This window comes from Paraburkholderia phosphatilytica (assembly GCF_003443895.1).
In the GTDB taxonomy this organism is placed as follows: Bacteria; Pseudomonadota; Gammaproteobacteria; order Burkholderiales; family Burkholderiaceae; genus Paraburkholderia; species Paraburkholderia phosphatilytica.
In genome coordinates, this window is sequence record NZ_QQOA01000004.1 from 118,085 (window position 1) to 141,711 (window position 23,627).

At 63.5% G+C, this 23,627-nt stretch carries 23 protein-coding genes; 16 read left to right on the forward strand and 7 right to left on the reverse strand.

All coding sequences use genetic code 11. The annotated features are described in order from the left end of the window. The first annotated feature begins 344 nt into the window (after positions 1-344). From zwf to DVS29_RS05790, 3 genes are all read left to right on the forward strand, one after another. The gene (zwf, locus tag DVS29_RS05780; protein WP_118179469.1) at positions 345-1,805 is read left to right on the forward strand and encodes a glucose-6-phosphate dehydrogenase; all 1,461 of its coding nucleotides are present in this window, start codon (positions 345-347) and stop codon (positions 1,803-1,805) included. Positions 1,806-1,956: 151 nt separating this feature from the next. Further along, positions 1,957-2,661, forward strand: coding sequence for a 6-phosphogluconolactonase (gene pgl, locus DVS29_RS05785; protein WP_118179470.1), 705 nt, complete (start codon positions 1,957-1,959; stop codon positions 2,659-2,661). Next, positions 2,639-4,555 (forward strand): bifunctional transcriptional regulator/glucokinase, encoded by a 1,917-nt coding sequence (locus tag DVS29_RS05790; protein ID WP_118179471.1) that lies wholly within the window; start codon positions 2,639-2,641, stop codon positions 4,553-4,555. The genes pgl and DVS29_RS05790 overlap by 23 nt, the downstream gene beginning before the upstream one ends. A gap of 119 nt (positions 4,556-4,674) precedes the next feature. Here DVS29_RS05790 and DVS29_RS05795 read toward each other — a convergent pair whose 3' ends face one another. After that, positions 4,675-5,895 carry a Bcr/CflA family multidrug efflux MFS transporter gene (locus DVS29_RS05795; RefSeq protein WP_118179472.1) on the reverse strand — a complete coding sequence of 407 codons (1,221 nt, stop codon included), beginning with the start codon at positions 5,893-5,895 and terminating at the stop codon, positions 4,675-4,677. Between the two features lie 164 nt (positions 5,896-6,059). Between DVS29_RS05795 and DVS29_RS05800 the strand changes: the two genes are divergently transcribed. The 4 genes from DVS29_RS05800 (at position 6,060) to DVS29_RS05815 (ending at position 9,941) form a co-directional block, all read left to right on the forward strand. Next, entirely contained in the window at positions 6,060-6,524 is a 465-nt protein-coding gene (locus tag DVS29_RS05800) for a hypothetical protein (RefSeq protein WP_118179473.1), read from the forward strand. 202 nt (positions 6,525-6,726) lie between these two features. Further along, a complete protein-coding gene (gene hemL, locus DVS29_RS05805) occupies positions 6,727-8,010 on the forward strand; it encodes a glutamate-1-semialdehyde 2,1-aminomutase (protein WP_118179474.1) in 1,284 nt (427 codons plus the stop codon). A gap of 69 nt (positions 8,011-8,079) precedes the next feature. Beyond that, complete coding sequence (ribD, locus tag DVS29_RS05810; RefSeq protein ID WP_118179475.1) at positions 8,080-9,234, forward strand: bifunctional diaminohydroxyphosphoribosylaminopyrimidine deaminase/5-amino-6-(5-phosphoribosylamino)uracil reductase RibD; 1,155 nt, start codon at positions 8,080-8,082, stop codon at positions 9,232-9,234. Between the two features lie 74 nt (positions 9,235-9,308). Beyond that, positions 9,309-9,941, forward strand: a complete 633-nt coding sequence (locus DVS29_RS05815; RefSeq protein WP_118179476.1) for a riboflavin synthase — start codon at positions 9,309-9,311, stop codon at positions 9,939-9,941. Between the two features lie 131 nt (positions 9,942-10,072). Here the strand turns inward: DVS29_RS05815 and DVS29_RS05820 are convergent, their stop codons facing one another. After that, a complete protein-coding gene (locus DVS29_RS05820; protein WP_118179477.1) occupies positions 10,073-10,591 on the reverse strand; it encodes a DUF6933 domain-containing protein in 519 nt (172 codons plus the stop codon). Between the two features lie 82 nt (positions 10,592-10,673). Between DVS29_RS05820 and DVS29_RS05825 the strand changes: the two genes are divergently transcribed. Further along, on the forward strand, positions 10,674-10,949 hold the full coding sequence (locus DVS29_RS05825) for a type II toxin-antitoxin system TacA family antitoxin (RefSeq protein ID WP_102608629.1): 276 nt from the start codon (positions 10,674-10,676) through the stop codon (positions 10,947-10,949). Next, positions 10,937-11,470 carry a GNAT family N-acetyltransferase gene (locus tag DVS29_RS05830; RefSeq protein ID WP_240655480.1) on the forward strand — a complete coding sequence of 178 codons (534 nt, stop codon included), beginning with the start codon at positions 10,937-10,939 and terminating at the stop codon, positions 11,468-11,470. Before DVS29_RS05825 ends, DVS29_RS05830 begins: the two co-directional genes overlap by 13 nt. A 220-nt stretch (positions 11,471-11,690) precedes the next feature. Here DVS29_RS05830 and DVS29_RS05835 read toward each other — a convergent pair whose 3' ends face one another. Both DVS29_RS05835 and DVS29_RS05840 read right to left on the reverse strand, forming a co-directional pair. Beyond that, entirely contained in the window at positions 11,691-12,074 is a 384-nt protein-coding gene (locus tag DVS29_RS05835; RefSeq protein WP_118179479.1) for a type II toxin-antitoxin system death-on-curing family toxin, read from the reverse strand. Next, the gene (locus DVS29_RS05840) at positions 12,071-12,298 is read right to left on the reverse strand and encodes an AbrB/MazE/SpoVT family DNA-binding domain-containing protein (RefSeq protein ID WP_009889671.1); all 228 of its coding nucleotides are present in this window, start codon (positions 12,296-12,298) and stop codon (positions 12,071-12,073) included. The genes DVS29_RS05835 and DVS29_RS05840 overlap by 4 nt, the downstream gene beginning before the upstream one ends. Before the next feature lie 59 nt (positions 12,299-12,357). On the opposite strand from DVS29_RS05840, the gene DVS29_RS37585 reads away from it, so the two are divergent. The 4 genes from DVS29_RS37585 (at position 12,358) to DVS29_RS05860 (ending at position 16,373) form a co-directional block, all read left to right on the forward strand. After that, positions 12,358-13,578: a TOTE conflict system archaeo-eukaryotic primase domain-containing protein gene (locus DVS29_RS37585; RefSeq protein ID WP_240655481.1), complete on the forward strand. Its 1,221-nt coding sequence runs from the start codon at positions 12,358-12,360 to the stop codon at positions 13,576-13,578. 82 nt (positions 13,579-13,660) lie between these two features. Further along, entirely contained in the window at positions 13,661-14,002 is a 342-nt protein-coding gene (locus tag DVS29_RS37765; RefSeq protein WP_240655482.1) for a DEAD/DEAH box helicase, read from the forward strand. Between the two features lie 78 nt (positions 14,003-14,080). Next, positions 14,081-15,283, forward strand: coding sequence for a hypothetical protein (locus tag DVS29_RS05855; protein WP_240655483.1), 1,203 nt, complete (start codon positions 14,081-14,083; stop codon positions 15,281-15,283). Positions 15,284-15,677: 394 nt separating this feature from the next. After that, positions 15,678-16,373: a P-loop NTPase family protein gene (locus DVS29_RS05860; protein ID WP_118179480.1), complete on the forward strand. Its 696-nt coding sequence runs from the start codon at positions 15,678-15,680 to the stop codon at positions 16,371-16,373. Between the two features lie 16 nt (positions 16,374-16,389). On the opposite strand, the gene DVS29_RS05865 is transcribed toward DVS29_RS05860, so the two are convergent. Continuing rightward, positions 16,390-17,523 (reverse strand): acyltransferase family protein, encoded by a 1,134-nt coding sequence (locus tag DVS29_RS05865; protein ID WP_118179481.1) that lies wholly within the window; start codon positions 17,521-17,523, stop codon positions 16,390-16,392. A gap of 227 nt (positions 17,524-17,750) precedes the next feature. Here DVS29_RS05865 and ppnP point away from each other — a divergent pair, with 227 nt between their 5' ends. Both ppnP and DVS29_RS05875 read left to right on the forward strand, forming a co-directional pair. Then, positions 17,751-18,071, forward strand: a complete 321-nt coding sequence (ppnP, locus tag DVS29_RS05870; protein ID WP_118179482.1) for a pyrimidine/purine nucleoside phosphorylase — start codon at positions 17,751-17,753, stop codon at positions 18,069-18,071. A 26-nt stretch (positions 18,072-18,097) separates the two neighbouring features. Beyond that, entirely contained in the window at positions 18,098-18,760 is a 663-nt protein-coding gene (locus DVS29_RS05875) for a DsbA family oxidoreductase (protein WP_118179483.1), read from the forward strand. 90 nt (positions 18,761-18,850) lie between these two features. Here the strand turns inward: DVS29_RS05875 and katG are convergent, their stop codons facing one another. Together katG and DVS29_RS05885 are read right to left on the reverse strand one after the other, a co-directional pair. Continuing rightward, entirely contained in the window at positions 18,851-21,028 is a 2,178-nt protein-coding gene (gene katG, locus DVS29_RS05880; protein ID WP_118179484.1) for a catalase/peroxidase HPI, read from the reverse strand. Between the two features lie 162 nt (positions 21,029-21,190). Continuing rightward, positions 21,191-21,847 carry a DUF2278 family protein gene (locus DVS29_RS05885; RefSeq protein ID WP_118179485.1) on the reverse strand — a complete coding sequence of 219 codons (657 nt, stop codon included), beginning with the start codon at positions 21,845-21,847 and terminating at the stop codon, positions 21,191-21,193. A gap of 398 nt (positions 21,848-22,245) precedes the next feature. Between DVS29_RS05885 and argG the strand changes: the two genes are divergently transcribed. After that, positions 22,246-23,580 (forward strand): argininosuccinate synthase, encoded by a 1,335-nt coding sequence (argG, locus tag DVS29_RS05890; RefSeq protein ID WP_118179486.1) that lies wholly within the window; start codon positions 22,246-22,248, stop codon positions 23,578-23,580. The last annotated feature ends 47 nt before the right edge of the window (positions 23,581-23,627 follow it).

The window sequence follows — 23,627 nt, forward strand, 5'->3', positions numbered from 1 at the left end:
TCCTCTTTTGATTTTTGCCTGCCCCGCTTTGCACCGTAGGGCGTGCGGCAGACTCGAGGCGCCGTGCCATCACCGCACCGCAGCCCCGCCGAGCCGGCAGACAGCTGCCTACGGACCACCGGAAATATGCAGATTCGCGATGTCCGTTACCATGCAGGAAAACACTTCCCTCATCCTCGGAAACGCGCTTTCCTGCCGCTTCGCGCACGCTTTTTTCTTCGAATGACGGCTACCTCTTGATTTGGATTGTAGTTAAACTACAATTCAGTGTCAAAAAAAATTTTATCGGACTACGGCTGCTCCTCTGCACGCTTTCGCAGCCTCCTCGACATTGACGGAGACACATGCAAACCGATTCCAGCTTCACCTTCGTCCTGTTCGGCGGCACGGGCGATCTCGCCATGCGCAAGATCCTGCCGGCTCTGTATGAAGCGCATCGTGCGGGCATGCTCGCCGAAGGCGGCAAGATCGTCGGCGTCGCGCGTCATGCGGACGACCTCTCGGGCTACCTCCAGTGGGTCGAAGAGCACGTCAAGCCGCACGTGTCGAAGAACGGTCTCGACGAAGCCGCGTGGAAGAGCTTCGTTGCCCGTATCGATTACGTCCGCATCGACCTCAGCAAGGCTGAAGATTTCGTGCTGCTGCGCGACGCCGTGGACAAACTCGCGGGCATCCGCGTGTTCTATCTCGCCACCGGTCCGTCGCTGTTCGTGCCGATCTGCCGCGCGCTCGCTTCTGTGGGTCTCAACGAAAACTCGCGCATCGTGCTCGAGAAACCGCTCGGCTACGACCTGCGTTCGTCGAACGCGATCAACGACGCGGTCGGCGAGATCTTCGCGGAAGAGCAGATCTACCGGATCGACCACTACCTCGGCAAAGAGCCGGTGCAGAACCTGCTCGCGCTGCGCTTCGGCAATGCGCTCTTCGAGCCGCTGTGGCGCCGCGAGTGGGTGGAGAGCATCCAGATCACGATCGCCGAAGAGCTCGGCGTGGAAGCGCGCGGCGACTTCTACGACAACACCGGCGCGCTGCGCGACATGGTGCAGAACCATTTGCTGCAGCTGCTTTCCATCGTCGCGATGGAGCCGCCGCACTCGATGGATTCTGATTCGGTCCGCGACGAAAAGCTGCGCGTGCTGCGCGCGCTGAAGCCGATCGACGAGCGCGACATCTCGAAGGTCGCGGTGCGCGGCCAGTATCACGCGGGCACGATCCGCGGCCAGTCGGTGCCGGCCTATGCGACCGAGCACGGCGTGAAGCCGCAGAGCAGCACCGAGACCTTCGTCGCGCTGAAGGTGGAGATCGAGAACTGGCGCTGGTCCGGCGTGCCGTTCTTCCTGCGCACCGGCAAGCGGCTCGCCGATCGCGTCGCGGAGATCGTCGTCAACTTCCGGCCGGTGCCGCATTCGGCGCTGGGCCCGACGGCGCTGCGCGCGGGTTCGAACCGCCTCGTGATCCGCCTGCAGCCGAACGAAACGATCCGGCTCTACTGCCTTGCGAAGCAGCCGGGCGAAGGCATGAACCTGTCGAGCGTGCACCTCGACCTCGCGTTCGACCAGTTCTTCCGCGAAGGTCAGATGGAGGCGTATCAGCGTCTGCTGCTCGACGTGATCAACGGTCGCCTCGCACTCTTCGTGCGCCGCGACGAACAGGAAGCCGCGTGGACGTGGGTCGAGCCGATCCTGAACGAATGGTCCGGCTCGACGCGTCCGCCGAAACCGTACGCGGCAGGCACGTGGGGGCCGGCCGCGTCGAGCGCGATGCTCGCGCAGCACGGCACCTGCTGGCTCGAGGAAGAGAACTGAACCGTTGCAACTTACCGGTTCGACCGGCCGCATCGCAGTGGCGCCTCCCCCAGGGCGCGCCCTTTTTTGCCCCGCGGCGCGTGTGGGGCACACTAGCGGTTGATGCCGCGATGCATTCCCCAGACCAACAAAAAAGCAGCATGGAGGAGAAGTGATCCAGCTTCACACGTTCGACGATCAGCGCGCCCAGTCCGACGCGCTGGCGAAGGCGACAGGCGACGCGTTGCAGGCGTGCCTCGCCGCCCGCGCTGGGGCGGCCAATCCCGCGCAGCGCCACGTGACGCTTGCAGTGTCGGGCGGCAGCAGTCCGCGTCCGTTTCTGCAGACGTTGTCCACGCAGACCTTCGACTGGCCGCGCATCGATGTGACGCTCGTCGACGACCGGTGGGTACCCGACACCGATCCCGACAGCAATTCGCGTTTCGCGCACGAATACATGCTGCAGAATGCAGCCGCGCAAGCGAGGTTCCGCCCGCTCGTCGACATCAGCCAGCCGCTCGAAGCGTGGGTCGCCGCGCTCAATCGCGACGCCACGCGCAAGCTGCCCGACGTCGCCGTGCTCGGCATGGGCGAAGACGGCCACACCGCGTCGATCTTCGCGGACGCGCCCGAATGGGACGTCGCGATCACCACGCAGGACCACTTCGTCGCCGTGCATCCCGGCGCGGCGCCGCATGCGCGCATCAGTTGGTCGATGTCCGCCCTCAAGCGGATCGACCGGCTCTTTTTGCTGATTGCCGGCCAGAAAAAGCTCGACGTGCTGAACGCAGCCGTCGCGGCACCACAAAAAAATGCCATCTCGACGCTGGCGAACGACAAAGGAGTGAAACTCGATGTCTACTGGTGTGCAAACTAAAGCGGCCCCCGCGCAGGGGCAGCACGCCGACGGACCGAGGTTGCTCGCCGACATCGGCGGCACCAATGCGCGTTTCGCGCTCGAGATGAGCCCGGGCGACATCTCGCACGTGATGATCTATCCGTGCGCCGAGTATCCCGGCGTGCAGGACGTGATCCGCAAGTATCTGAAGGACACCAAGATCGGCCGCGTGAACCATGCGGCGATCGCGATCGCGAATCCGGTCGACGGCGATCAGGTCAAGATGACCAATCACGACTGGACCTTCTCGATCGAGGCGACGCGCCGCGCGCTCGGCTTCGACACGCTGCTCGTCGTCAACGACTTCACCGCGCTCGCGATGGCGCTGCCGGGCCTCACCGACGCGCAGCGCGTGCAGGTGGGCGGCGGCTCGCGCCGGCAGAACAGCGTGATCGGCCTGCTCGGGCCGGGCACCGGCATGGGCGTGTCGGGCCTGATTCCGGCGGACGACCGCTGGATCGCGCTCGGCAGCGAAGGCGGCCACGCAACCTTCGCGCCGATGGACGAGCGCGAAGACCTCGTGATGCAGTACGCGCGCAAGAAATGGCCGCACGTGTCGTTCGAACGCGTGGCGGCCGGGCCCGGCATCGAGGTGATCTATCGCGCGCTCGCCGCGCGCGACAAGAAGCGCGTGCCGGCCCACATCGAGGTGGCGGACATCTCGAAGAAGGCGCTGGAAGGCGATGCGCTCGCGGCGGAAGCCGTGGACTGCTTCTGCGGCATTCTCGGCACCTTCGCCGGCAACATCGCGGTGACGCTCGGCGCGCTCGGCGGCATCTACATTGGCGGCGGCGTGGTGCCGCGCCTCGGCGAGTTCTTCGCGCGTTCGTCGTTCCGCGCGCGCTTCGAAGCGAAGGGCCGCTTCGAGAACTACCTGAAGAACATCCCGACCTACGTGATCACCGCCGAATACCCGGCGTTCCTCGGCGTGTCCGCGATCCTCGCGGAGCAGCTGTCGAGCCGCGCGGGCGGCAGCTCGTCCGCGGTGTTCGAGCGCATTCGTCAGATGCGCGATGCGCTGACGCCGGCTGAGCGCCGCGTCGCGGACCTCGCGCTGAACCATCCGCGCTCGATCATCAACGACCCGATCGTCGACATCGCGCGCAAGGCCGACGTGAGCCAGCCGACCGTGATCCGCTTCTGCCGCTCGCTCGGCTGCCAGGGGCTGTCCGACTTCAAGCTGAAGCTCGCGACGGGCCTGACCGGCACGATTCCGGTGAGCCACAGCCAGGTGCATCTCGGCGACACCGCGACCGACTTCGGCGCGAAGGTGCTCGACAACACCGTGTCGGCGATCCTGCAGCTGCGCGAGCATCTGAACTTCGAGCACGTCGAGCAGGCGATCGATCTGCTCAACAGCGCGCGCCGCATCGAGTTCTACGGTCTCGGCAACTCGAACATCGTCGCGCAGGACGCGCACTACAAGTTCTTCCGCTTCGGCATTCCGACCATCGCGTACGGCGACCTGTATATGCAGGCGGCGTCGGCGGCGCTGCTCGGCAAGGGCGACGTGATCGTCGCGGTGTCGAAGTCGGGCCGCGCGCCGGAACTGCTGCGCGTGCTCGACGTCGCGATGCAGGCCGGCGCGAAGGTGATCGCGATCACGTCGAGCAATACGCCGCTCGCGAAGCGCGCAACCGTGGCGCTGGAGACCGACCACATAGAGATTCGCGAATCCCAGCTGTCGATGATCTCGCGCGTGCTGCATCTGCTGATGATCGACATCCTCGCGGTGGGCGTCGCGATCCGCCGCGCGGCGCCGGACGCGGAGCTGAGCGAGACCGTCTCGCGCGCGCGCGACAGCGGGGACGACGATGCATCTGCGGTGCTCGACTGGCTGAGTCACGGCGCCGCGTATTCCGCGAAGGACTGAGCTGCGCCTCGCTGCAAACGCTGAGCCGTAAAAAATAACGCCTGACGTTCGATCGAACGTCAGGCGTTTTTCATTTCATCGGGTGATGCGCGAGTCCACCGCGCCTGCTCGCCAGCGAATCACGCCGCAAGCGACGGCGCCGGCCGCCCATGCCAGCGCTGCACGAGTGCGCGGCCCGCGAAGCACAGCACGCCGGTCACGCCGATCGTCATGCCCATGCCCTGCGGCGTGTTGCCGTGCCAGACGCCGACCATCACGCTCGCGAGCGCGCCCAGCGCGAGCTGCACCGCGCCGAATACCGCGGCCGCGGCGCCGGCATTGTGCGGATAGCGGTGCATCAGCTCCGTCGTGCAGTTCGCCGACAGCACACCGACCGTGCCGACCACGAAGAACAGCCCGGCGACGATCGACCGCAGCCCGCCCCACCCCGCGAGACACACCACCGCGACGAACAGCGACGCGACCACGCTGACGAGCGACGCCGCCGAGATGATCCGCATCGGTCCGAACTGATGCACGAAGCGCGTGTTCAGGAAGTTGCCGGCCATGATGCCGATGATGTTGAGGCCGAACAGGAACCCATAGTGCTGCGCCGACACGTGGAAGTACTCGATGTACACGAACGGCGTCGCGGTGATGTACGCGAACATCGACGCGAACGCCATGCCGCCGCACAGCATGTGCCCCCACGCGACCGGATCGCGCACGAGGCGGCCATACGCGGCGAACGACTGCAGCACCGCGCCGCCCGCGCGCTTTTCCTTCGGCCAGGTTTCTGGCACGCGCAGGAACGCCGTGACCGCGCACAGCGCACCGAACGCCGTCAGCACCGCGAACACCACGCGCCAGCCGCCCAGCAGCAGCAACTGCCCGCCGATCAGCGGTGCGAGCAGCGGGCCGATCGACGTGACGATGGACAGCATCGACAGCACGCGGGCGGCGTCGGTGGTGTCGTGCGCGTCGCGGGCGATCGCGCGCGCGAGCACGGACGCCGCGCCCGCGCCGAGCGCCTGCACGAAGCGGAACGACACCAGCGTGCCGATCGACGGCGACACGAGACACGCGACGCTTGCCAGCACATACATCGCGATGCCGCCGAGCAGCACGGGCCGGCGTCCATACGAGTCCGACAGCGGACCGTATAGCAGCATGCCCAGCGAAAAGCCCAGCATGAAGCTCGTGAGCGTGGCCTGCGCGGCCTCCGCGCTGACGTTGAACGCGGTCGTGATCGATGGCAGGCTCGGCAGATACATGTCGATCGAGATCGGGCCGCACGCGGCGAGCGCACCGAGCAACAGGATCAGCCGGCCATCGGGCCGGCGTCGCGTGGGTTCAGACATGGGAATCCGTGTGAGGCAATCCGCGGGCACAGGAGGCGCCTCGCGGACAGGTTGGGCGCGGCAAAGCGCGCGGATCGATACGTCATTGTACGCGACGCTTTCGAGCGGTTAAGCTGCCGCTTTCCGACCATCCGTGCCTTTCCGCCTGCGCGCGCAACCGAACGATGACTGCCTTCCTGCTGATCTGGAGCCCCAAAAAATGGCCATGGCCCGAACTGCCGGACATCGCGAAACGCGTGGCCGCCGGCGAGGCCGTCGCCGACGTATGGGGCTGCGGATTCGCGCGCGGCATCCTGCCCGGTGACCGGGTGTTCCTGCATCGCGTCGCGCAGGAACCGAAGGGCGTGTTCGGCTCCGGCTGGGTCACGCGCGCGCCGTACGAAGTGCCCGATCCGTCGACGAAACGAGGCTACCGGCTGTGCATCGAGTTCGTCTACGACTGGCTCGTCGACGCGCGCACGGCGCCCGTGATTCCGCGCGACGCGTTGCGGGTGCATCCGTTCTCCGTGCAGACCTGGGACGCGCAGTCGTCCGGCACTGTGATCAAGCCGATCGCGGAAGGCGCGCTCGAGAAGCGCTGGGCGGAGCTGACCGGCCGGCGGCCGCGACCCGTTGCCGCGGCAGACTGAAGCCGCTTTGCCGCAGCGCGCGACTGCCGGCCCGTCCCGTGCGAGTCCGGTACAATTTCAGGCAAACCAGTCCAGCTGCTGCGGTGCGCCATCGGTTCAGCCGGGCGCGCACGGATGTCGCGACGATCGCGCTCACCCAGGGTCCGCACGATCGCTCCACCGTCGCGCAGCTACGCCTCTCCATTCGTCAGGTTCGATTGCCATGTCCAGAAATCAAGCACTCTTCGAACGCGCCCAGCTCACCATTCCGGGCGGCGTCAATTCGCCGGTGCGCGCCTTCCGTTCGGTCGGCGGCACGCCGCGCTTCATCGAACGCGCACAGGGGCCGTACTTCTGGGACGCCGATGACCAGCGTTATATCGACTACATCGGCTCGTGGGGGCCGATGATCCTCGGCCACGTGCATCCGGAAGTGCTCGAAGCCGTGCAGCGCGTGCTCGGCAACGGCTTCTCGTTCGGCGCGCCGACCGAAGCCGAAGTCGAGATCGCCGAGACGATCTGCAGGCTGATGCCGTCCATCGAACAGGTGCGGATGGTGTCGAGTGGCACCGAAGCGACGATGAGCGCGCTGCGCCTCGCGCGCGGCTTCACCGCGCGCAGCCGCATCGTCAAGTTCGAAGGCTGCTACCACGGCCATGCGGACAGCCTGCTCGTGAAAGCCGGCTCGGGTCTGCTGACCTTCGGCAATCCGACTTCGGCCGGCGTGCCCGCGGACATCGCGAAGCACACCACCGTGCTCGAGTACAACAACATCGCGGCGCTCGAAGAAGCGTTCAAGGCATTCGGCAACGAGATCGCGTCGGTGATCGTCGAGCCGGTTGCCGGCAACATGAACCTCGTGCGCGCCACGCCCGAATTCCTCGCCGCGCTGCGCAGCCTGTGCAGCGAATACGGCGCCGTGCTGATCTTCGACGAAGTGATGTGCGGGTTCCGCGTCGCGCTGGGCGGCGCGCAGCAGGTGTACGGCATCACGCCGGACCTCACGTGCCTCGGCAAGGTGATCGGCGGCGGCATGCCGGCGGCCGCGTTCGGCGGACGCCGCGACATCATGGCCCACCTCGCGCCGCTCGGCGGCGTCTATCAGGCCGGCACGCTGTCGGGCAATCCGATCGCGATGGCCGCGGGCCTCAAGACGCTCGAACTGATCCAGGCGCCCGGCTTCTACGAACGCCTCACCACGCAGACCACGCGGCTCGTGCACGGTCTCGTCGCGGCCGCGCGCGAAGCGAAGGTGCCGTTCGCGGCGGATTCGCTCGGCGGCATGTTTGGCCTCTACTTCACCGGGAAGGTGCCGGAGAGCTTCGCCGACGTGACGAAGAGCGACATCGCGCGCTTCAACGCGTTCTTCCACAAGATGCTCGACGCGGGCGTGTACTTCGCGCCGTCGGCGTACGAAGCGGGCTTCGTGTCGAGCACGCACGACGACGCGGTGATCGACGCGACCGTCGCCGCCGCGCAGCGCGCGTTCGCCGCGCTCGCCGCGTGACGGGCTGACGTCCGCCGCTCTTCTCACACTCGCTCGCTAATTGTCCGAACCGTTCGACCGCTCGCGCCGATGTTTTCGCAAACCGACTTCACCTACATGGAACGCGCGCTCGCCCTCGCGGCGCGCGGGATGTACACGACCGATCCGAACCCGCGCGTCGGCTGCGTGCTCGTGCGGGATGGCATCGTCATCGGCGAGGGCTTTACGCAACCGGCCGGCCAGGACCACGCGGAGATCCGCGCGCTGAAGGATGCGCGCTCGCGCGGCCACGACCCGCGCGGCGCCACTGCTTACGTGACGCTGGAGCCGTGCAGCCACTTCGGCCGCACGCCGCCGTGCGCGAACGCGCTGATCGAAGCGAAGATCGCGCGCGTGATCGCCGCGATGGAAGACCCGAATCCGCTCGTGTCGGGACGCGGGCTGCGCATCCTGCGTGATGCCGGCATCGAAGTGCGCTGCGGGCTGCTCGAACACGATGCGCGCGAACTCAACATCGGGTTCGTGTCGCGGATGGCGCGCGGACGGCCATGGGTGCGGATGAAAGTCGCGGCGTCGCTGGATGGACGCACCGGGCTGCCGAACGGCGAGAGCCAGTGGATCACCGGCGCGGCGGCGCGCGCGGACGGCCACGCGTGGCGCGCCCGTGCATCCGCGATCCTGACCGGCATCGGCACCGTGCGCGAAGACGATCCGCGCATGACCGTGCGCGCGGTGGATACACCGCGCCAGCCACAGCGCGTGCTGATCGACAGCCGTCTGGAGGTGCCGCCCACCGCGCAGATCCTCGCCGGTGCGCCGACGCTGGTGTTCTGCGCGACGCTGGATGCGCAGCTCGAAGCGCGCGCCGAGGTGCTGCGCGAACGCGGCGCCGAAATCGTGCCGCTCGCGAACGACAAGGGCAAGGTCGACCTGCCCGAGATGCTGAAAGTGCTCGGCATGCGCGGCGTGAACGAGCTGCACGTCGAGGCGGGCTACAAGCTGAACGGCTCGCTGTTGCGCGAAGGCTGCGTCGACGAACTGCTGGTCTACGTCGCGCCGAGCCTGCTCGGGGTGGAATCGATGGGCATGTTCGGCATCGCCGCGCCCGATACACTTGATGGACGCACGCGGTTCGCGTTTCATTCGGTCGATCGCGTCGGCGACGATCTGCGGATCCTCGCGCGTTTCGCGAGCGATGCGCCGGAGCCGAGCGCGCCGACGCCGACACCGTCGATGGGCCGCTGAACCTGCCGTCTGCCCGGTCAGGCGACACGCAGCACGCGATACGCAACATGCAATCGAACCTGGGGAACGCAACGATGTTTACTGGAATTGTCGCGGCAGTGGGCCGCATCGAATCGATCGAACCGCTCGGCACCACCGCCGACGCCGGCGTGCGCGTGAAGGTCTCGGCTGCGGGCCTCGGCCTCGACGACGTGCAGATCGGCGACAGCATCGCGATCCAGGGCGCGTGCATGACGGTGATCGAGAAGACAGCGGCGTCGTTCGACGTCGACGTGTCGCGCGAAAGTCTGAGCCTGACGGTCGGACTCGAACGCGTGGGCGGCGAGGTGAATCTGGAGAAGGCGCTGCGCGCGCACGACCGGCTGGGCGGACATATCGTGTCCGGACACGTGGACGGGCTCGGCACCGTGACGCGCTTCGAACGTGTGGGCGAATCGCACGAGCTGCGCATTCTCGCGCCGCTCGAAATTGGCCGCTATCTCGCGTACAAAGGCTCGATTACCGTGAATGGCGTGAGCCTGACGGTGAACGAGGTGGTGGATCGCGAAAATGGGTGCGAGTTCTCGATCAACATCATCCCGCATACATCGGAAGTGACGACGATCAAGCATCTCGGTGCCGGGGTGAAGGTGAATCTTGAGGTGGATATGATTGCGCGGTATGTCGAAAGGATGTTGTCGACGGCATCGACCATACAGCGTAGCTGACCGCTGCGAGGAGCCTCGCAGCGCGAATATTTTTCGCTCTGCGACAAGTCGCTCATCGGGCGACTCTGCAACTCTTGAACACTTTGCACCCGGCACGTTGGGTTTCGGCCCTGCCGCCCACTCAAACCGAACTACGCCACGGCAACTCGCGATTGCGCGGCCGCCCCTCCACCGCTCGCCAACTCTTTCAACGCCCGCTCCGGAGACACGGGCCCCTTGTAAAGGGGGCTACATGGCGTGTGCGCCAGTTTTAGCGACAGCTCGATGAGTTCGTTCGGTTTGTCGTGGGCGCGGTAGGCTTCGGCGAGATGCGCAAACTCGGTCATGATGCCGACAACGCTGCGATTTTGCGTCTTCGTGTATTTGACGCTGTGCATTTCGGACACTTCCGATTCGATGAACGGACGCGGTACGCCGTGCGCGGTCAATATATCCATCAGTGCCTCAGGGAATCTGACCGCTAAGCTTGCCGCCGGAGCCAGCGGCATCAGCACCGGCAGTAGCGTCCGCTCACTCACGAGCATCGCAATCTGCGGCCTCCAGGACAAAACAGTGGCGTACCAGTTGCCCAGCGTCGTCGTGCCACTTCCGGCCTCGACGACGTCGGGTTTCAGACGCTGGAGCAGCTTTTGAGTGCAGCAAAGATACAGCCTTTAAAAAGGGGCAGTTCGTATATCGACAGAAGATGTACGCCTTTTGTGCTAACGTGACGTACATCTGAAGGAGAATTTCATGAGCACATCTACCCGTTCCGCTCGCCTGGGTTTGCGGGCCACGCCACAGCAGGAAGCAGTGCTGCGCCGTGCAGCCGAGATCGCACACAAATCAATGACCGATTTTATTCTCGACAGCGCTTGCCAGGTTGCCGAACGAACTCTGCTTGACCAGCGTTTGTTCCTCGTGACGGAAAGCCAATCGCAGGCGCTGCTTGACATGCTCGATCGTCCGACCCAAGACAATGCAGGCTTGAAGGAGTTGTTCTCCCGAACGGCGCCTTGGGAAAACTGATGTCGCTGTCCGCACTGCAAGCACTAGGCTCCAACCATGTATTGGAGGACTTCGATTGCGGCAAGCCTGGGATGAATGACTGGCTCCTGCGCCATGCGCGGCAGGCGCAAGCTAGTGGCTCGGCCAAGACCTACGTCGTTACCGAAGATCAACGCCTAGTTGGATACTACAGCCTGGCGGTAGGACAAATCGATACGATTGAGGCACCCGATCGAGTCCGCAAAGGGATGGGAGCCTATCCAAGCCCTGTGGTCATCCTTGCTCGGCTGGCGGTGGCAACGCAGGACCATGGTCGTGGTGTCGGAATTGGCATGCTGCAAGATGCAATCCGGCGTACAGTGGCCATCGCCGAACAAGTCGGCGTTCGCGCGCTGCTGACACACCCGATCGATGAGGATGCAGCCCGGTTTTATTTGCGTTTCGGATTTGAAGCTTCACCGGTGCGAGAGCAGCAATTGCTGCTATTGCTCAAGGACGCTCGTCGACTACTCATGCCTGCTGCATCGGGCAAACAGAAGTAGGGATCGTCCATTGATGTCGCGCTACAGCTTGAGTGACATGACGGTGTTTCTGACGGTATACGCAAACGCGGCCGAATCGCCCGCCTTGCGGGACAAGCATCTCCGGCCGACCTCAACATAATCGCGCGGTACACCGAAATGATGCTGTCATCGGCGTCCCCCAAGGGACGCTCGTAACTGGTTAAACCAGCGCGAGCTTCGAGTTTTATCCTCCACCGACTTACTCGGCAATCCGCTGCCGGAACCACGCCGCCAGCGCGGCTTCGTCCAGCGTGCCAGCGGCAACCATTTCCACGGTCCTAACGGCATCGGCCGGATCAAACTTCAGCCGATAGCCGTTGTCTGCCAGGAAAAGGCGCGCAACCACCCAAGCGGTTCTCTTGTTGCCGTCCGCAAAGCCATGATTCCGCGCCAACCCATAGGCATATGCGGCGGCGAGCGCGGCCGCGTCTGCACTCGCATAAACATCGAGATTCTGCGGTCGTGCCAGTGCCGACTCCACCGCTCCCTTGTCGCGCACACCATCGAGCCCGCCATGCTCTGCGAGCTGGCGATCATGGATTGCGTAAGTCAGGTCCGCACGCACCCAGCGCCATGCTGTCATTTGGCTAGCGCCCGTAAAATATCGCGGTCATCGTGCATGATCTCTTCCGCCAGCTTCATCTGGCGTTCAAAATCCGGGTTGTACGGCGTAATCCGATAACCACCTTCGGGGGCCTCGGTCAGATACACGGTATCGCCCTTCTGCACCTTGAGCCGTGCCATCGCCTCCTTGGTAAGAATGAAACCGGCAGAAGCCCCGACAGTTGTGACCTTGAATGTAAGCATGGCACCTCCTCGCTATATAATCTTCATTATATAGCAACCGCCTGTCCAAAGGACAAGGATTGACCGACTCTCCAACAGATCGTGTTCAGGGACACAAAGGTGGCCATCCCGTTCGCGACGCCGACACAACGCCAGAGATTAGCGAACTGGCGCGTTTGCGCGCCGAAAATGCACGGCTCCGTGCCGTGCTCGATGCGCACGGCATCGACTTCCAACGGTCGTTGGCCGAGCCAGCAGCCCCGCAGCAGAAGGAGGTGTGCTGGCTTAGTACGGACGAGAAAGTCGCTTTGTTTCGCCGGCTGTTTCAGGGTCGTCCCGATGTTTATCCAGTCAGATGGCAAAGCAAGGCTGGCAAATCAGGCTACTCACCCGCTTGTGCCAACGAGTGGAGACCCGGTAATTGTGAGAAACCCCGAATCAAATGCTCCGACTGCGGCCACCGCCTCCTGATATCGTTGTCCGACCAGATCATCTATGACCACCTTGCTGGCAGGCACACGATTGGCGTCTACCCCTTGCTGGCTGACGATACCTGTCATTTTCTCGCCGTCGATTTCGATGATGCCGACTGGCGGGAAGATGCTCAGGCTTTCAGGTCGTCATGCACCGAATTAGGCGTACCGGCTGCGCTGGAAATCTCGCGATCCGGCAATGGCGCACATATCTGGATTTTCTTCCGGTCGGCCGTACCTGCTCGGGATGCGCGACGCCTGGGCACCGCGATCATCAGCCATACATGCGTGCGAACCCGGCAACTGAAACTGGCATCCTACGACCGCCTCTTCCCTAACCAGGACACGATGCCGAAAGGTGGCTTCGGCAATCTGATAGCACTTCCTTTGCAAAAGACGCCGCGCGAGCAGGATTGCAGTGTTTTCGTCGACGAGGACTTCCAACCCTACACGGACCAGTGGGCTTACCTGGCTTCGATCCAATCGATGGGGACTGACTCTGTCGAGCAAGCCATCACGGATGCTACAGGCGGTACGCATCCTCTCGACGTTACCTTCATTACCGAGGAGGATCAGACGGAACCGTGGAAAGTGCGTAAACGCCAGCAAGATACACTGCCGGGCCCGATGCCGGCTTCGCTCGACCGGACACGGCGCCACACGACCTTGAGGTCATTCCCCGAATCCAGTCTTCGACGATTGATTTACCCGCCGAAGCAGGTATTCAGGACGTCTTCCGGCATGTCGCTACCGCCCCCTACCGTACGGCGGTCATCGGGGACGAGGTGGTCGCCGCGCTTTCCAGCGGGCGCAAGGTTCTCGTTCTGACCGAGCGCACCGAACACGTCGCGCGGCCATAGAAAAAGTTCTGACCGGAAGCGTGGAGAAGATTTTCACACCGCATGGTCGCATGTCGAAGAAACAACGAAGTCTCGTAATCGCCGAACTCGAAGCCTTACCGGCAAATGCTCCGCGGGTGGTTCTGGCAACCGGTAAACTCGTGGGCGAAGGTTTCGACCATCCCCCGCTCGATACGCTCGTCCTCGCAATGCCCATCTCATGGAAAGGCACGCTTCAGCAATACGCTGGAAGACTACACCGCGAGCATGCAACGAAAGCCGATGTTCGCATCCTCGATTTCGTCGACACAGGACATCCGGGCTTGCTCCGGATGTGGGACAAGCGCCAAGCAGGTTATCGGGCAATGGGATATAGGGTAGAACACCCCAACCCGACTCATCGGCTTCTATAGCCGCCGATCAACGGCAGGAAAGTTCAGCGAACCACAACCTGGCGCGGCAACTGACTCCCTCGACATGACGATTGAAACGTGAGCGAATACCAATACTACGAATTTGCCGCAATCGACCGACCGCTTACCGGGCAGCAGCAGGCCGAGTTGCGAAGCCGCTCTACGCGAGCGACGATCACGGCCACGAGCTTCATCAATGAATATCACTGGGGCAATCTGAAAGGCGAACCGCTCGACTGGGTAGAGCGCTACTTCGACGCCCATGTCTACTCCGCCAACTGGGGAAGCTGCCGCCTTCTGTTGCGACTGCCGCGGACAATATTCGATGCTCGGTCGCTGCTCGATTACACAGGTCGCGAGAGGCGCGCGGCACGGTCGCAGTTTGCGAAAGCGTTCGATGCCATCGACACTGGCGAACATTGCCTCCTCGACTGGTGGTTCAACGACGACGCTGGAGAACACGTTCGCTTCTCCGAAGAAGCTGACGGCGCAGGGTGGATGGCACGACTGCTGCCCATCCGCGATGAACTGCTCAGAGGCGACACACGTCCGCTTTATCTCGGCTGGCTAGCCCGACTAGGTAACGGCGAGTTAAGCGCCGATGACCGTGAACCACCATTGCCGGACGGACTCAAGACACTGACGTCCGCGCAGAATGCCCTCGCTGAATTCCTGATGCTCGATCCGGACTGGCTCGCCGCCGCGGCAGAAAAGAGCCCCCCATTCTCTGCCGGCTCTGACGATAATGACCGATTCGATCCGTGGCTGTCCGAATTGACGGAAGATGAAATGCGTACTGCGCTGCGCATGCTGCTCGAAGGACGACACCAGGAGACCGAGCGAACCCTTCGGCGCAGGTTCCGCACCTGGGAACAGGAGCGGCTTCCCAAGCGCGTTGCGAGCCTAGTAGTGCCCCGATGTGTAAGCGAAATTGAGGCACGAGTCAGTCTTCATCGTCTCGCTCGCGAACAGCAGGAACGCGAAGCACACGAGACGGCAGAAGCGCGACGCAAGGCAGAGCGCTCAGGCTACCTTACCTCGCTCCTTGAAGACGAAGACAGTGCGTGGTCCGCCATCGACTCAAAGCTCCAGCGAGGATCCGGATCGTCCTACGACCAGGCTTTCAGGGCGCTGCAGGATCTTGCCGAAGCGTATGCAGGTGCCAAACGCGATGCGACATTTCGACGTCGGCTCGCACGACTGATGACGCAGCATGGAAAACGCGGTGCCTGGGTTGCCCGGTTGACGAAGGCTGGATATATGTGGGAGGCAAAGCGATGAGCGAACGGAATAGTCATCGCCCTCGGTGCAGGCGAAGTGAAGCGAGACCCATTGCATCTTGTGAAGCGTCTCGTGGCGTCCATCGCAGTCTCGATACAATCACGATCAGCCGACGGTATTTCTGCCGGTATACACACGCACCGGCAACACCCTCGCCTTGTGGGGCAAGCGTTTGTGACCAGGCTCAACATAATTGCGCGGTACGTGGAGCGGATGCTGTCCGCTGCGTCCCCCGCGCAGCGCGCGTCGTAGTCGAAGAGACAGCCAAAGATACGCATCGACGCCCTCACCCTGTCCGATATAATTTGGTGTGCCCCGCGACAAATGCGTGCAGTGGCAACGTCGCGCGCCGGCCATGGTTAGCCGATCAACCCGGACATCAAGGAAAGAACTCGTGAGCTTGGTTCATTTCATCGGTGGTGAGAAAGGCGGCGTGGGTAAATCGCTGGTGGCCCGCCTGCTCGCGCAATACTTCATCGACCGTGGCAGGCCGTTGCTCTGTCTCGACACGGATCGCTCGCATGGCGCGCTGCTGCGCTACTACCCGGAATACACCGAGCCGGCGGTGCTCGACGGTCACGACAGTCTGGACCCCGTGATCGAGCGCGCGCTCGCCGACCCCGGGCACCGCATCCTCGTCGATCTGGCGGCACAGACGCAGCAGTCGGTGTCGAACTGGTTCGACGATTCGAACGTGCTCGGCGTCGCGCACGAAAACGGCATTGCGCTGACGTGGTGGCACGTGATGGACGCCGGCCGCGACTCGGTGGATCTGCTGAACGGGTGGCTCGACCAGTTTGGCGAGCGACTGCGCCTCGTCGTCGTACTCAACGAGCTTCGCGGCGATCAGTTCGCATTGCTCGAATCGTCGGGCACGCGCCAGCGTGCAGAAGCCCTCGGCGCGCGCTTTGTGCGGTTGCGCCATCTTCCCGACGCGACCATGCAGAAGATCGACCAGAACAGCCTGAGCTTCTGGGCCGCGTTGAATCATCCGGACCGTGCGTCGACGGGGTTCTCGATCCTCGAACGTCAGCGCGTGAAGGTGTGGCTCGATCGCTTCTACGAAGGGTTGGACCGGATCGCGCCGTGACCCGACAGCGCTGCTGCTACGACGACCGCTCGGACATCGCCTGAACGGCAGGCACGGGCGGTCGCGCAGAGCGAACGCTTTCCTTGAACAGCAGTCGCAGCACACGCCGATATCCCGCAGCGACAACCGGCTCCAGCCACGCCGCGATCACAATGGCCAGCGTCGCGATTCCTGCCATCACGAACGGCCTGATGTCCCAAGCGGTGAGATGCCGCTCGGCGACCCAATCGATGACCCGATAGCCCAGGTTCTGGTGCACGAGATATAGCGGGTAACTCGCCTTTCCCAGCAACGCTGAGACACGCGGTACACCCGTGCCGCGCCGGTTCGCCGCGAAGATCAGGAAGATGCCTAGCACGACGGCGAGAATCGCGACGGCCTGTAGCGCGCTGACCGGTCCGTCGGAGATGGATTGAGAGATCCGGTCGGCTTCGGTGTAACACCGGAACGCGGCGCAAAGCACCGCCATAGCGAGCGCGGCCGCGATCTTCAGGTTGACTTCCTTCCTCAAGAGCACGAGATACAGCAGGATGCCGATCGCAAAGAACGGCGCGTACTGTTCGACCGGATACGACAGCGCATGGCGGATGTCGGAACTGACCGGCAGCCAGGACAGCGCGATCATGATCGCGTCATACGCGATGATCGCGAGCGCCAGACGAAAGATGTGCCGCTCGAACCTGCACACGCACAGCATTCCGAACACGAGCGCGTAGAAAAAGATTTCGTACCGAAGCGACCAGTACGACGCGTCCGCCCCATACATCCACGTCAAAGGCACGATCAGCACCGACGCGGCGACGCTGGACAGTTGCGCGCCAAAGCGCGTGCCCATGCCCAGAACAAGCGTGATGGTCGCGCAGATCAGCAGACACGGTCCGAGTCGGATCGCTCGCCCGACGAGGAATTCCAGCGGCTTCCGGTTCACGGCCGACGCCACGATCACGAAGCCGCTGATGATGAAAAATATCTCGACGGAAAACGAGAAGTAACGAATGCCTGGAACATTCAGCGCGGCGCTCGCTATCACACCCGAGCGCGGTCCGAAGTAGTAGTAGTGCCACGTCATCGTCGCGAGGGCGAGCAGAAAACGCAGGACGTCGAGGTACTCCATCCGTCCACCACGGATGGCGCGATTCTCGTTGCTCATGGTCGAAGCGCAGATTGTTGAACTGAATGTGTGCCGCCAGCAGACCCCGGCGCCGGTCAGGACGTGAAAGATTAGGGTGGAACGATATTTTGAATCTGCGGGCTAGCGCACGGAAGCGCTCAGGCGGTGGTTGTGCGAGCTACGACCGGCTGGATCGCAATATGCGGCCCAAACACGTGAAACGACCGGACTCGATATAATTTCCGTTCAACCCTGTGAAGACCCTCATGACCACCACCACCCAATTCGATCAAGTCTCCGTCGTCAAGCGCGCCAACGTGTACTTCGACGGCAAGTGCGTGTCGCACACGGTTCTGTTCGCGGACGGCTCGCGCAAGACGCTCGGCGTGATCCTGCCCGGCACGCTGAACTTCGGCACCGATGCTCCGGAACTGATGGAAGTGCAGGCTGGCCGCTGCCGCATCCGCCTCGAAGACAGCGACGAATGGACCACGTATGCCGCCGGCGAAACCTTCTCGGTGCCCGGCAAGAGCCGCTTCGACATCGACGTGATCGAAACGCTCGATTACGTGTGCAGCTATCTGTAGTTTGAAAGCACGGTAGAGAGAACATCATGACGCAACCGCTTCGCATCGATTTCATCTCCGACATCGCCTGCCCATGGTGCGCGATCGGTTTGTCTTCGTTACAGCTTGCGCTGTCGCATCTCGGCGACAAGGTCGATGCGCAGATCGCGGTGCATCCGTTCGAACTGAATCCCGACATGGCGCCCGAAGGCAAGCCGATCATCGAATACCTGAGCGAAAAGTACGGCCGCACGCCGGAGCAGATCGCGCAGACGCACGCGATGATCCGCGAACGCGGCGCCGAAGTCGGCTTCATCTTCGGGCCGCGCACGCATGCGTACAACACGTTCGACGCGCATCGGCTGCTGCATTGGGCGGGACTCAAAGGCAAGCAGTTGCCGCTCAAGGTGGCGTTGCTGGAGGCCTATCACGGTGAGGCCAAAGACCCGAGCAGGCACGACGTGCTGCTCGACGCCGCGCGCTCGGTCGGACTCGATGCCGACGAAGCCCGTGCGGTGCTCGAAAGCCAGGACTACGCGGCGGAAATTCGCGCGGCGGAGCGCAACAACGCCGCGATGGGCATTCAATCGGTACCGTCGATCATCTTCAACGGCCGTTATCTGGTGACGGGCGGACAACCGGTCGAAGCGTTCGAGCAGATCATCGAGCAGGTGCTGGCGAAGGACGAGAACGACGAAAAGGAAGCGTAACGAACGTCCGCATCGCGTGTGATGCAGACACCAACAAAAACGGCCCGATCGAAAACGATCGGGCCGTTTCTGCTTTAGCGTCTTGCTACATCAAGCCAGTTCAAACCGGTCGGCGTTCATCACCTTGTCCCACACCGCGACGAAGTCCTGAACGAACTGCGCCTGCGCATCCGAACTGCCATACACCTCGGCCAGCGCACGCAGCTGCGAATTCGAACCGAACACCAGATCGACGCGCGTGCCGGTCCACTTCACCTCGCCCGTCGCGCGATCAAAGCCGTTGAACACATCCTGCGCCGCGGACGCCGCCTTCCATTCCGTGCCCATATCGAGCAGGTTGATGAAGAAGTCGTTGGTCAGCGCTTCGGCCCGCTTCGTGAACACACCGTGCTGGCTCTGGCCGGCGTTCGTGTTCAGCACGCGCATGCCGCCCACGAGCACCGTCATCTCCGGCGCGGTCAGCTTCAGCAGTTGCGCCTTGTCCACGAGCAGCGCCTCGGCCGGCACCGTGTAGTTGCCCTTCAGGTAATTGCGGAAGCCATCGGCAATCGGTTCGAGCACCGCGAACGAGTCGACGTCGGTCTGTTCCTGCGATGCATCCATGCGCCCCGGCGTGAACGGCACCGTCACTGCATGTCCCCCGTTCTTCGCGGCCTGTTCGACGCCAGCGCAACCCGCCAGCACGATCAGATCCGCGAGCGACACTTTCTTGCCACCCTTCGCGGCAGCGTTGAAAGCGGCCTGAATGCCTTGCAGCGTCTCCAGCACCTGCGCGAGTTGCGCCGGCTGGTTCACGTCCCAGTCCTTCTGCGGTGCGAGACGAACGCGTCCGCCATTCGCGCCGCCACGCTTGTCCGAACCGCGGAACGTCGACGCCGATGCCCACGCGGTCGACACCAGATCCGACACCGACACGCCCGACGCAAGCACCTTCGTCTTCAGCGCCGCGATGTCCGCGTCGTCGATCAACGCATGATCCACCGCGGGAATCGGGTCCTGCCAGATCAGCGTTTCGCCCGGCACTTCGGCGCCGAGATAACGCGCGATCGGACCCATGTCGCGGTGCGTGAGCTTGAACCACGCGCGCGCGAACGCATCGGCGAACTGCTCTGGATGCTCGTAGAAGCGACGCGAAATTTTTTCGTAAGCCGGATCGACACGCAGCGACAGGTCCGTCGTCAGCATCGTCGGCAGACGCTTCTTCGTTGTGTCGTGCGCGTCCGGAACCGTCTCCGCTGCGCCCTTCGCGACCCATTGATGCGCGCCCGCCGGGCTCTTGCTCAACTCCCATTCGTAGCCGAACAGGTTCTCGAAGAAGTTGTTGCTCCACTGCGTCGGCGTCGTGGTCCACGTGACTTCGAGGCCGCTCGTGATCGCATCGGCGCCCTTGCCCGTGCCGAAGCTGTTCTTCCAGCCGAAGCCCTGCTCCTCGATGCCCGCGCCTTCCGGCTCGACACCGACATGCGATGCCGGACCCGCGCCATGCGTCTTGCCGAACGTGTGGCCGCCCGCGATCAGCGCTACCGTTTCCTCGTCGCTCATCGCCATGCGCGCAAACGTCTCGCGAATGTCCTTCGCGGCTGCGAGCGGATCGGGGTTGCCGTTCGGGCCTTCCGGGTTCACGTAGATCAGGCCCATCTGCACCGCGGCCAGCGGATTCTCGAGATCGCGCACGCCGGTGTAGCGCTTGTCGCCGCCCAGCCAGGTGGTTTCCGTGCCCCAGTAGACGTTCTCTTCCGGTTCCCACACATCTTCTCGGCCGCCTGCATAACCGAAGGTCTTGAAGCCCATCGATTCCAGCGCGACGTTGCCGGCCAGGATCATCAGGTCGGCCCACGAAATCCTGCGGCCGTATTTCTGCTTGACGGGCCACAGCAGACGGCGCGCCTTGTCGAGGTTGCCGTTGTCCGGCCAGCTGTTGAGCGGCGCGAAGCGCTGCTGCCCGGCGCCCGCGCCGCCGCGGCCGTCGCCCGTGCGGTAGGTGCCGGCGCTGTGCCACGCCATGCGGATGAAGAGCGGGCCGTAATGGCCGAAGTCGGCCGGCCACCAGTCCTGCGAAACGGTCATCAGCGCATGCAGGTCCTGCTTCACCGCGGCGAGATCGAGGCTCTTGAACGCTTCCGCGTAGTCGAAGCGCTCGCCCATCGGGTCAGACAGCGACGAGTGCTGATGGAGGATCTTGAGGTTCAGCTGGTTCGGCCACCAGTCCCGATTGGACGTGCCGCCGCCTGCGGCATGGTTAAACGGGCACTTTGCTTCATTCGACATGCTTTCTTCTCCTCATGATGTTTGCAGCCAGGGCGCTCACGGTGAAGCCTGAGCAAAGGGTGAGGAGCATGGTATCGATCAACCGGCGGCGGCGGAAATTGGCTTATTTGATGGACGCATTAGGCTGCGCCCATCAATCGACGCGATAGCGGCCTGCTTGCGTCAGTTCTGCGGCATGCCGTTGTCGTCGGTGTTCAGCGACTGCGACGCGAAGCGCACGAACAGCGCCACCGTCTCGCTCGCAAAGCGGATGAACAGCGCGCCGTCGCCATAGATGCGGTTGTCGGCGTCGTGGCCGCCGCCGCGCGGGTTGCCCTGCATCATGTGGATGTCGTGCACGCCGCGCTCCGGCGAGAAGCCGAAGGTTTTGTCGCTGCCCTGGTCCTGAAAGTACTCGCCAAATACGAACACGCTCGACGACGCATCGGCCTTCGCGCGTTCGATCTGCGCATCGAGCAGGTTCTGCAGCGTCACGCCGCTGCCTTCCGGCGGAATCTGCGTCATCTGGTCGAGCGGAAAGAGGCCCTTCATGCGCAGGTAGTCGAGCCCCTGCCCGTTCGGTCCGGTCTGCAGCGCCGTGAAGCCGGGCGTCCGGTTGGCGAGCGGATCGGCGAGCCCGGCCGCCAGTTGCCAGTTCGCGTCGAAGTATGCATAGACCTCGCTGCCTTCGTCGGACTTCACGTTGACCGCCGCGCGGTAGTCGACGCCCGCGCCCTTGATCCAGATTTCGTAGTGCGGCGATGCGCCGCTCGGATCGAGCTGACCATCCTGAATCGTGCCGGTCAGCACGCCGTATTGCCGTTGGGGGAAGCGCTTCATGATGATGGGGTCCGTGGTTGGTAAGCGGTTCGCGTGCTGCTGTGTCTCGTCATGATGCGAAGCGCGCTGCAAAGTTCCCTGGAAATGCCGAAGCAACCGCGGCCGCGCGCTGCCGGATGAAGGCTCAAGGAAGACGAAGCTAGCGGGCCTGGGTGACTCGAATATGACAACGGCGCGACACCGTCCGGTCGAGCCCGATCCCGTCAATCTGCTTACGGTCGAATGGTTAATTCGCCATCCGAATCAAATATCGGCACGCCGAATCCATGCGAAAGCAGCGGAAAGCATGCGTCGTAGGGCCGTCCGCCCGATAGCCCACAACACCCGCCCGCCGCGCCGCAACCGCCCACGATGCTAAAATCACCCCCATCCCAAGGATTCACCTACCGGTTTTTCTCATGACCACGATCCTCGAAAGTCTCCCGACCGGCCAGAAGGTCGGCATTGCGTTCTCCGGCGGCCTCGATACCAGCGCCGCGCTGCACTGGATGAAGCAGAAAGGCGCGATTCCGTACGCCTACACCGCCAACCTCGGCCAGCCCGATGAAGACGACTACGACTCGATCCCGCGCCGCGCCACCGAATACGGCGCCGCGGGTGCGCGCCTGATCGACTGCCGCGCGCAGCTCGTCGCCGAAGGCATCGCGGCGCTGCAAAGCGGCGCGTTCCACGTCTCCACTGCCGGCGTCACGTACTTCAACACCACGCCGCTCGGCCGCGCGGTCACGGGCACGATGCTGGTCGCCGCGATGAAGGAAGACGGCGTCAACATCTGGGGTGACGGCAGCACGTACAAGGGCAACGACATCGAGCGCTTCTACCGCTACGGTCTGCTCGTGAACCCGGACCTCAAGATCTACAAGCCGTGGCTCGACCAGCAGTTCATCGACGAACTCGGCGGCCGCGCCGAAATGTCGGAGTTCATGCGCCAGTCGGGCTTCGCGTACAAGATGTCGGCGGAAAAGGCCTATTCGACGGACTCGAACCTGCTCGGCGCCACGCATGAGGCGAAGGACCTCGAAAGCCTGGAAAGCGGCATCAAGATCGTGAACCCGATCATGGGCGTCGCGTTCTGGCGCGACGACGTACCGGTCGCGAAGGAAGAAATCACGGTCCGCTTCGAGGAAGGCCAGCCGGTCGCGCTGAACGGCAAAACCTTCCCGAACGTGGTCGAACTGCTGCTGGAAGCGAACCGCATCGGCGGCCGTCACGGTCTCGGCATGAGCGACCAGATCGAAAACCGCATTATCGAAGCGAAGAGCCGCGGCATCTACGAAGCCCCGGGTCTCGCGCTGCTGTACATCGCGTACGAGCGTCTCGTCACCGGCATCCATAACGAAGACACGATCGAGCAATACCGCGAGAACGGCCGTCGTCTCGGCCGCCTGCTGTATCAGGGCCGCTGGTTCGACCCGCAGGCCATCATGCTGCGCGAAACGGCGCAGCGCTGGGTTGCGCGCGCGATCACCGGCGAAGTGACGATCGAACTGCGCCGCGGCAACGACTACTCGATCCTCAGCACGAAGTCGCCGAACCTCACGTATCAGCCGGAGCGTCTGTCGATGGAGAAGGTCGCGTCGACGTTCTCGCCGCGCGACCGGATCGGCCAGCTGACCATGCGCAATCTCGACATCACGGATACGCGCGACAAGCTGCGCATCTACTCGCAGGTTGGCCTGCTCGCGCCGGGCGAATCGTCGGCGCTGCCGCAGATCAAGGAAGAGAAGAAGTAAGCGGCTCGGCAACTGCAGCAACGACAAAGGCGCCTCACGAAGGCGCC

What these genes read in the sequence shown, in the direction of transcription:
- DVS29_RS05865 (WP_118179481.1), bottom strand. Translation starts at nt 17,523, where the DNA reads ATGAGCAACGAGAATCGCGCCATCCGTGGTGGACGGATGGAGTACCTC.
- katG (WP_118179484.1), bottom strand. Translation starts at nt 21,028, where the DNA reads ATGTCGAATGAAGCAAAGTGCCCGTTTAACCATGCCGCAGGCGGCGGC.
- DVS29_RS05790 (WP_118179471.1), top strand. Translation starts at nt 2,639, where the DNA reads ATGTCTACTGGTGTGCAAACTAAAGCGGCCCCCGCGCAGGGGCAGCAC.
- DVS29_RS05835 (WP_118179479.1), bottom strand. Translation starts at nt 12,074, where the DNA reads ATGACAGCATGGCGCTGGGTGCGTGCGGACCTGACTTACGCAATCCAT.
- DVS29_RS05800 (WP_118179473.1), top strand. Translation starts at nt 6,060, where the DNA reads ATGACTGCCTTCCTGCTGATCTGGAGCCCCAAAAAATGGCCATGGCCC.
- DVS29_RS37765 (WP_240655482.1), top strand. Translation starts at nt 13,661, where the DNA reads ATGTCGAAGAAACAACGAAGTCTCGTAATCGCCGAACTCGAAGCCTTA.
- DVS29_RS05875 (WP_118179483.1), top strand. Translation starts at nt 18,098, where the DNA reads ATGACGCAACCGCTTCGCATCGATTTCATCTCCGACATCGCCTGCCCA.
- DVS29_RS05885 (WP_118179485.1), bottom strand. Translation starts at nt 21,847, where the DNA reads ATGAAGCGCTTCCCCCAACGGCAATACGGCGTGCTGACCGGCACGATT.
- hemL (WP_118179474.1), top strand. Translation starts at nt 6,727, where the DNA reads ATGTCCAGAAATCAAGCACTCTTCGAACGCGCCCAGCTCACCATTCCG.
- DVS29_RS05815 (WP_118179476.1), top strand. Translation starts at nt 9,309, where the DNA reads ATGTTTACTGGAATTGTCGCGGCAGTGGGCCGCATCGAATCGATCGAA.
- zwf (WP_118179469.1), top strand. Translation starts at nt 345, where the DNA reads ATGCAAACCGATTCCAGCTTCACCTTCGTCCTGTTCGGCGGCACGGGC.
- DVS29_RS05795 (WP_118179472.1), bottom strand. Translation starts at nt 5,895, where the DNA reads ATGTCTGAACCCACGCGACGCCGGCCCGATGGCCGGCTGATCCTGTTG.
- DVS29_RS05825 (WP_102608629.1), top strand. Translation starts at nt 10,674, where the DNA reads ATGAGCACATCTACCCGTTCCGCTCGCCTGGGTTTGCGGGCCACGCCA.
- ppnP (WP_118179482.1), top strand. Translation starts at nt 17,751, where the DNA reads ATGACCACCACCACCCAATTCGATCAAGTCTCCGTCGTCAAGCGCGCC.
- DVS29_RS05840 (WP_009889671.1), bottom strand. Translation starts at nt 12,298, where the DNA reads ATGCTTACATTCAAGGTCACAACTGTCGGGGCTTCTGCCGGTTTCATT.
- ribD (WP_118179475.1), top strand. Translation starts at nt 8,080, where the DNA reads ATGTTTTCGCAAACCGACTTCACCTACATGGAACGCGCGCTCGCCCTC.
- argG (WP_118179486.1), top strand. Translation starts at nt 22,246, where the DNA reads ATGACCACGATCCTCGAAAGTCTCCCGACCGGCCAGAAGGTCGGCATT.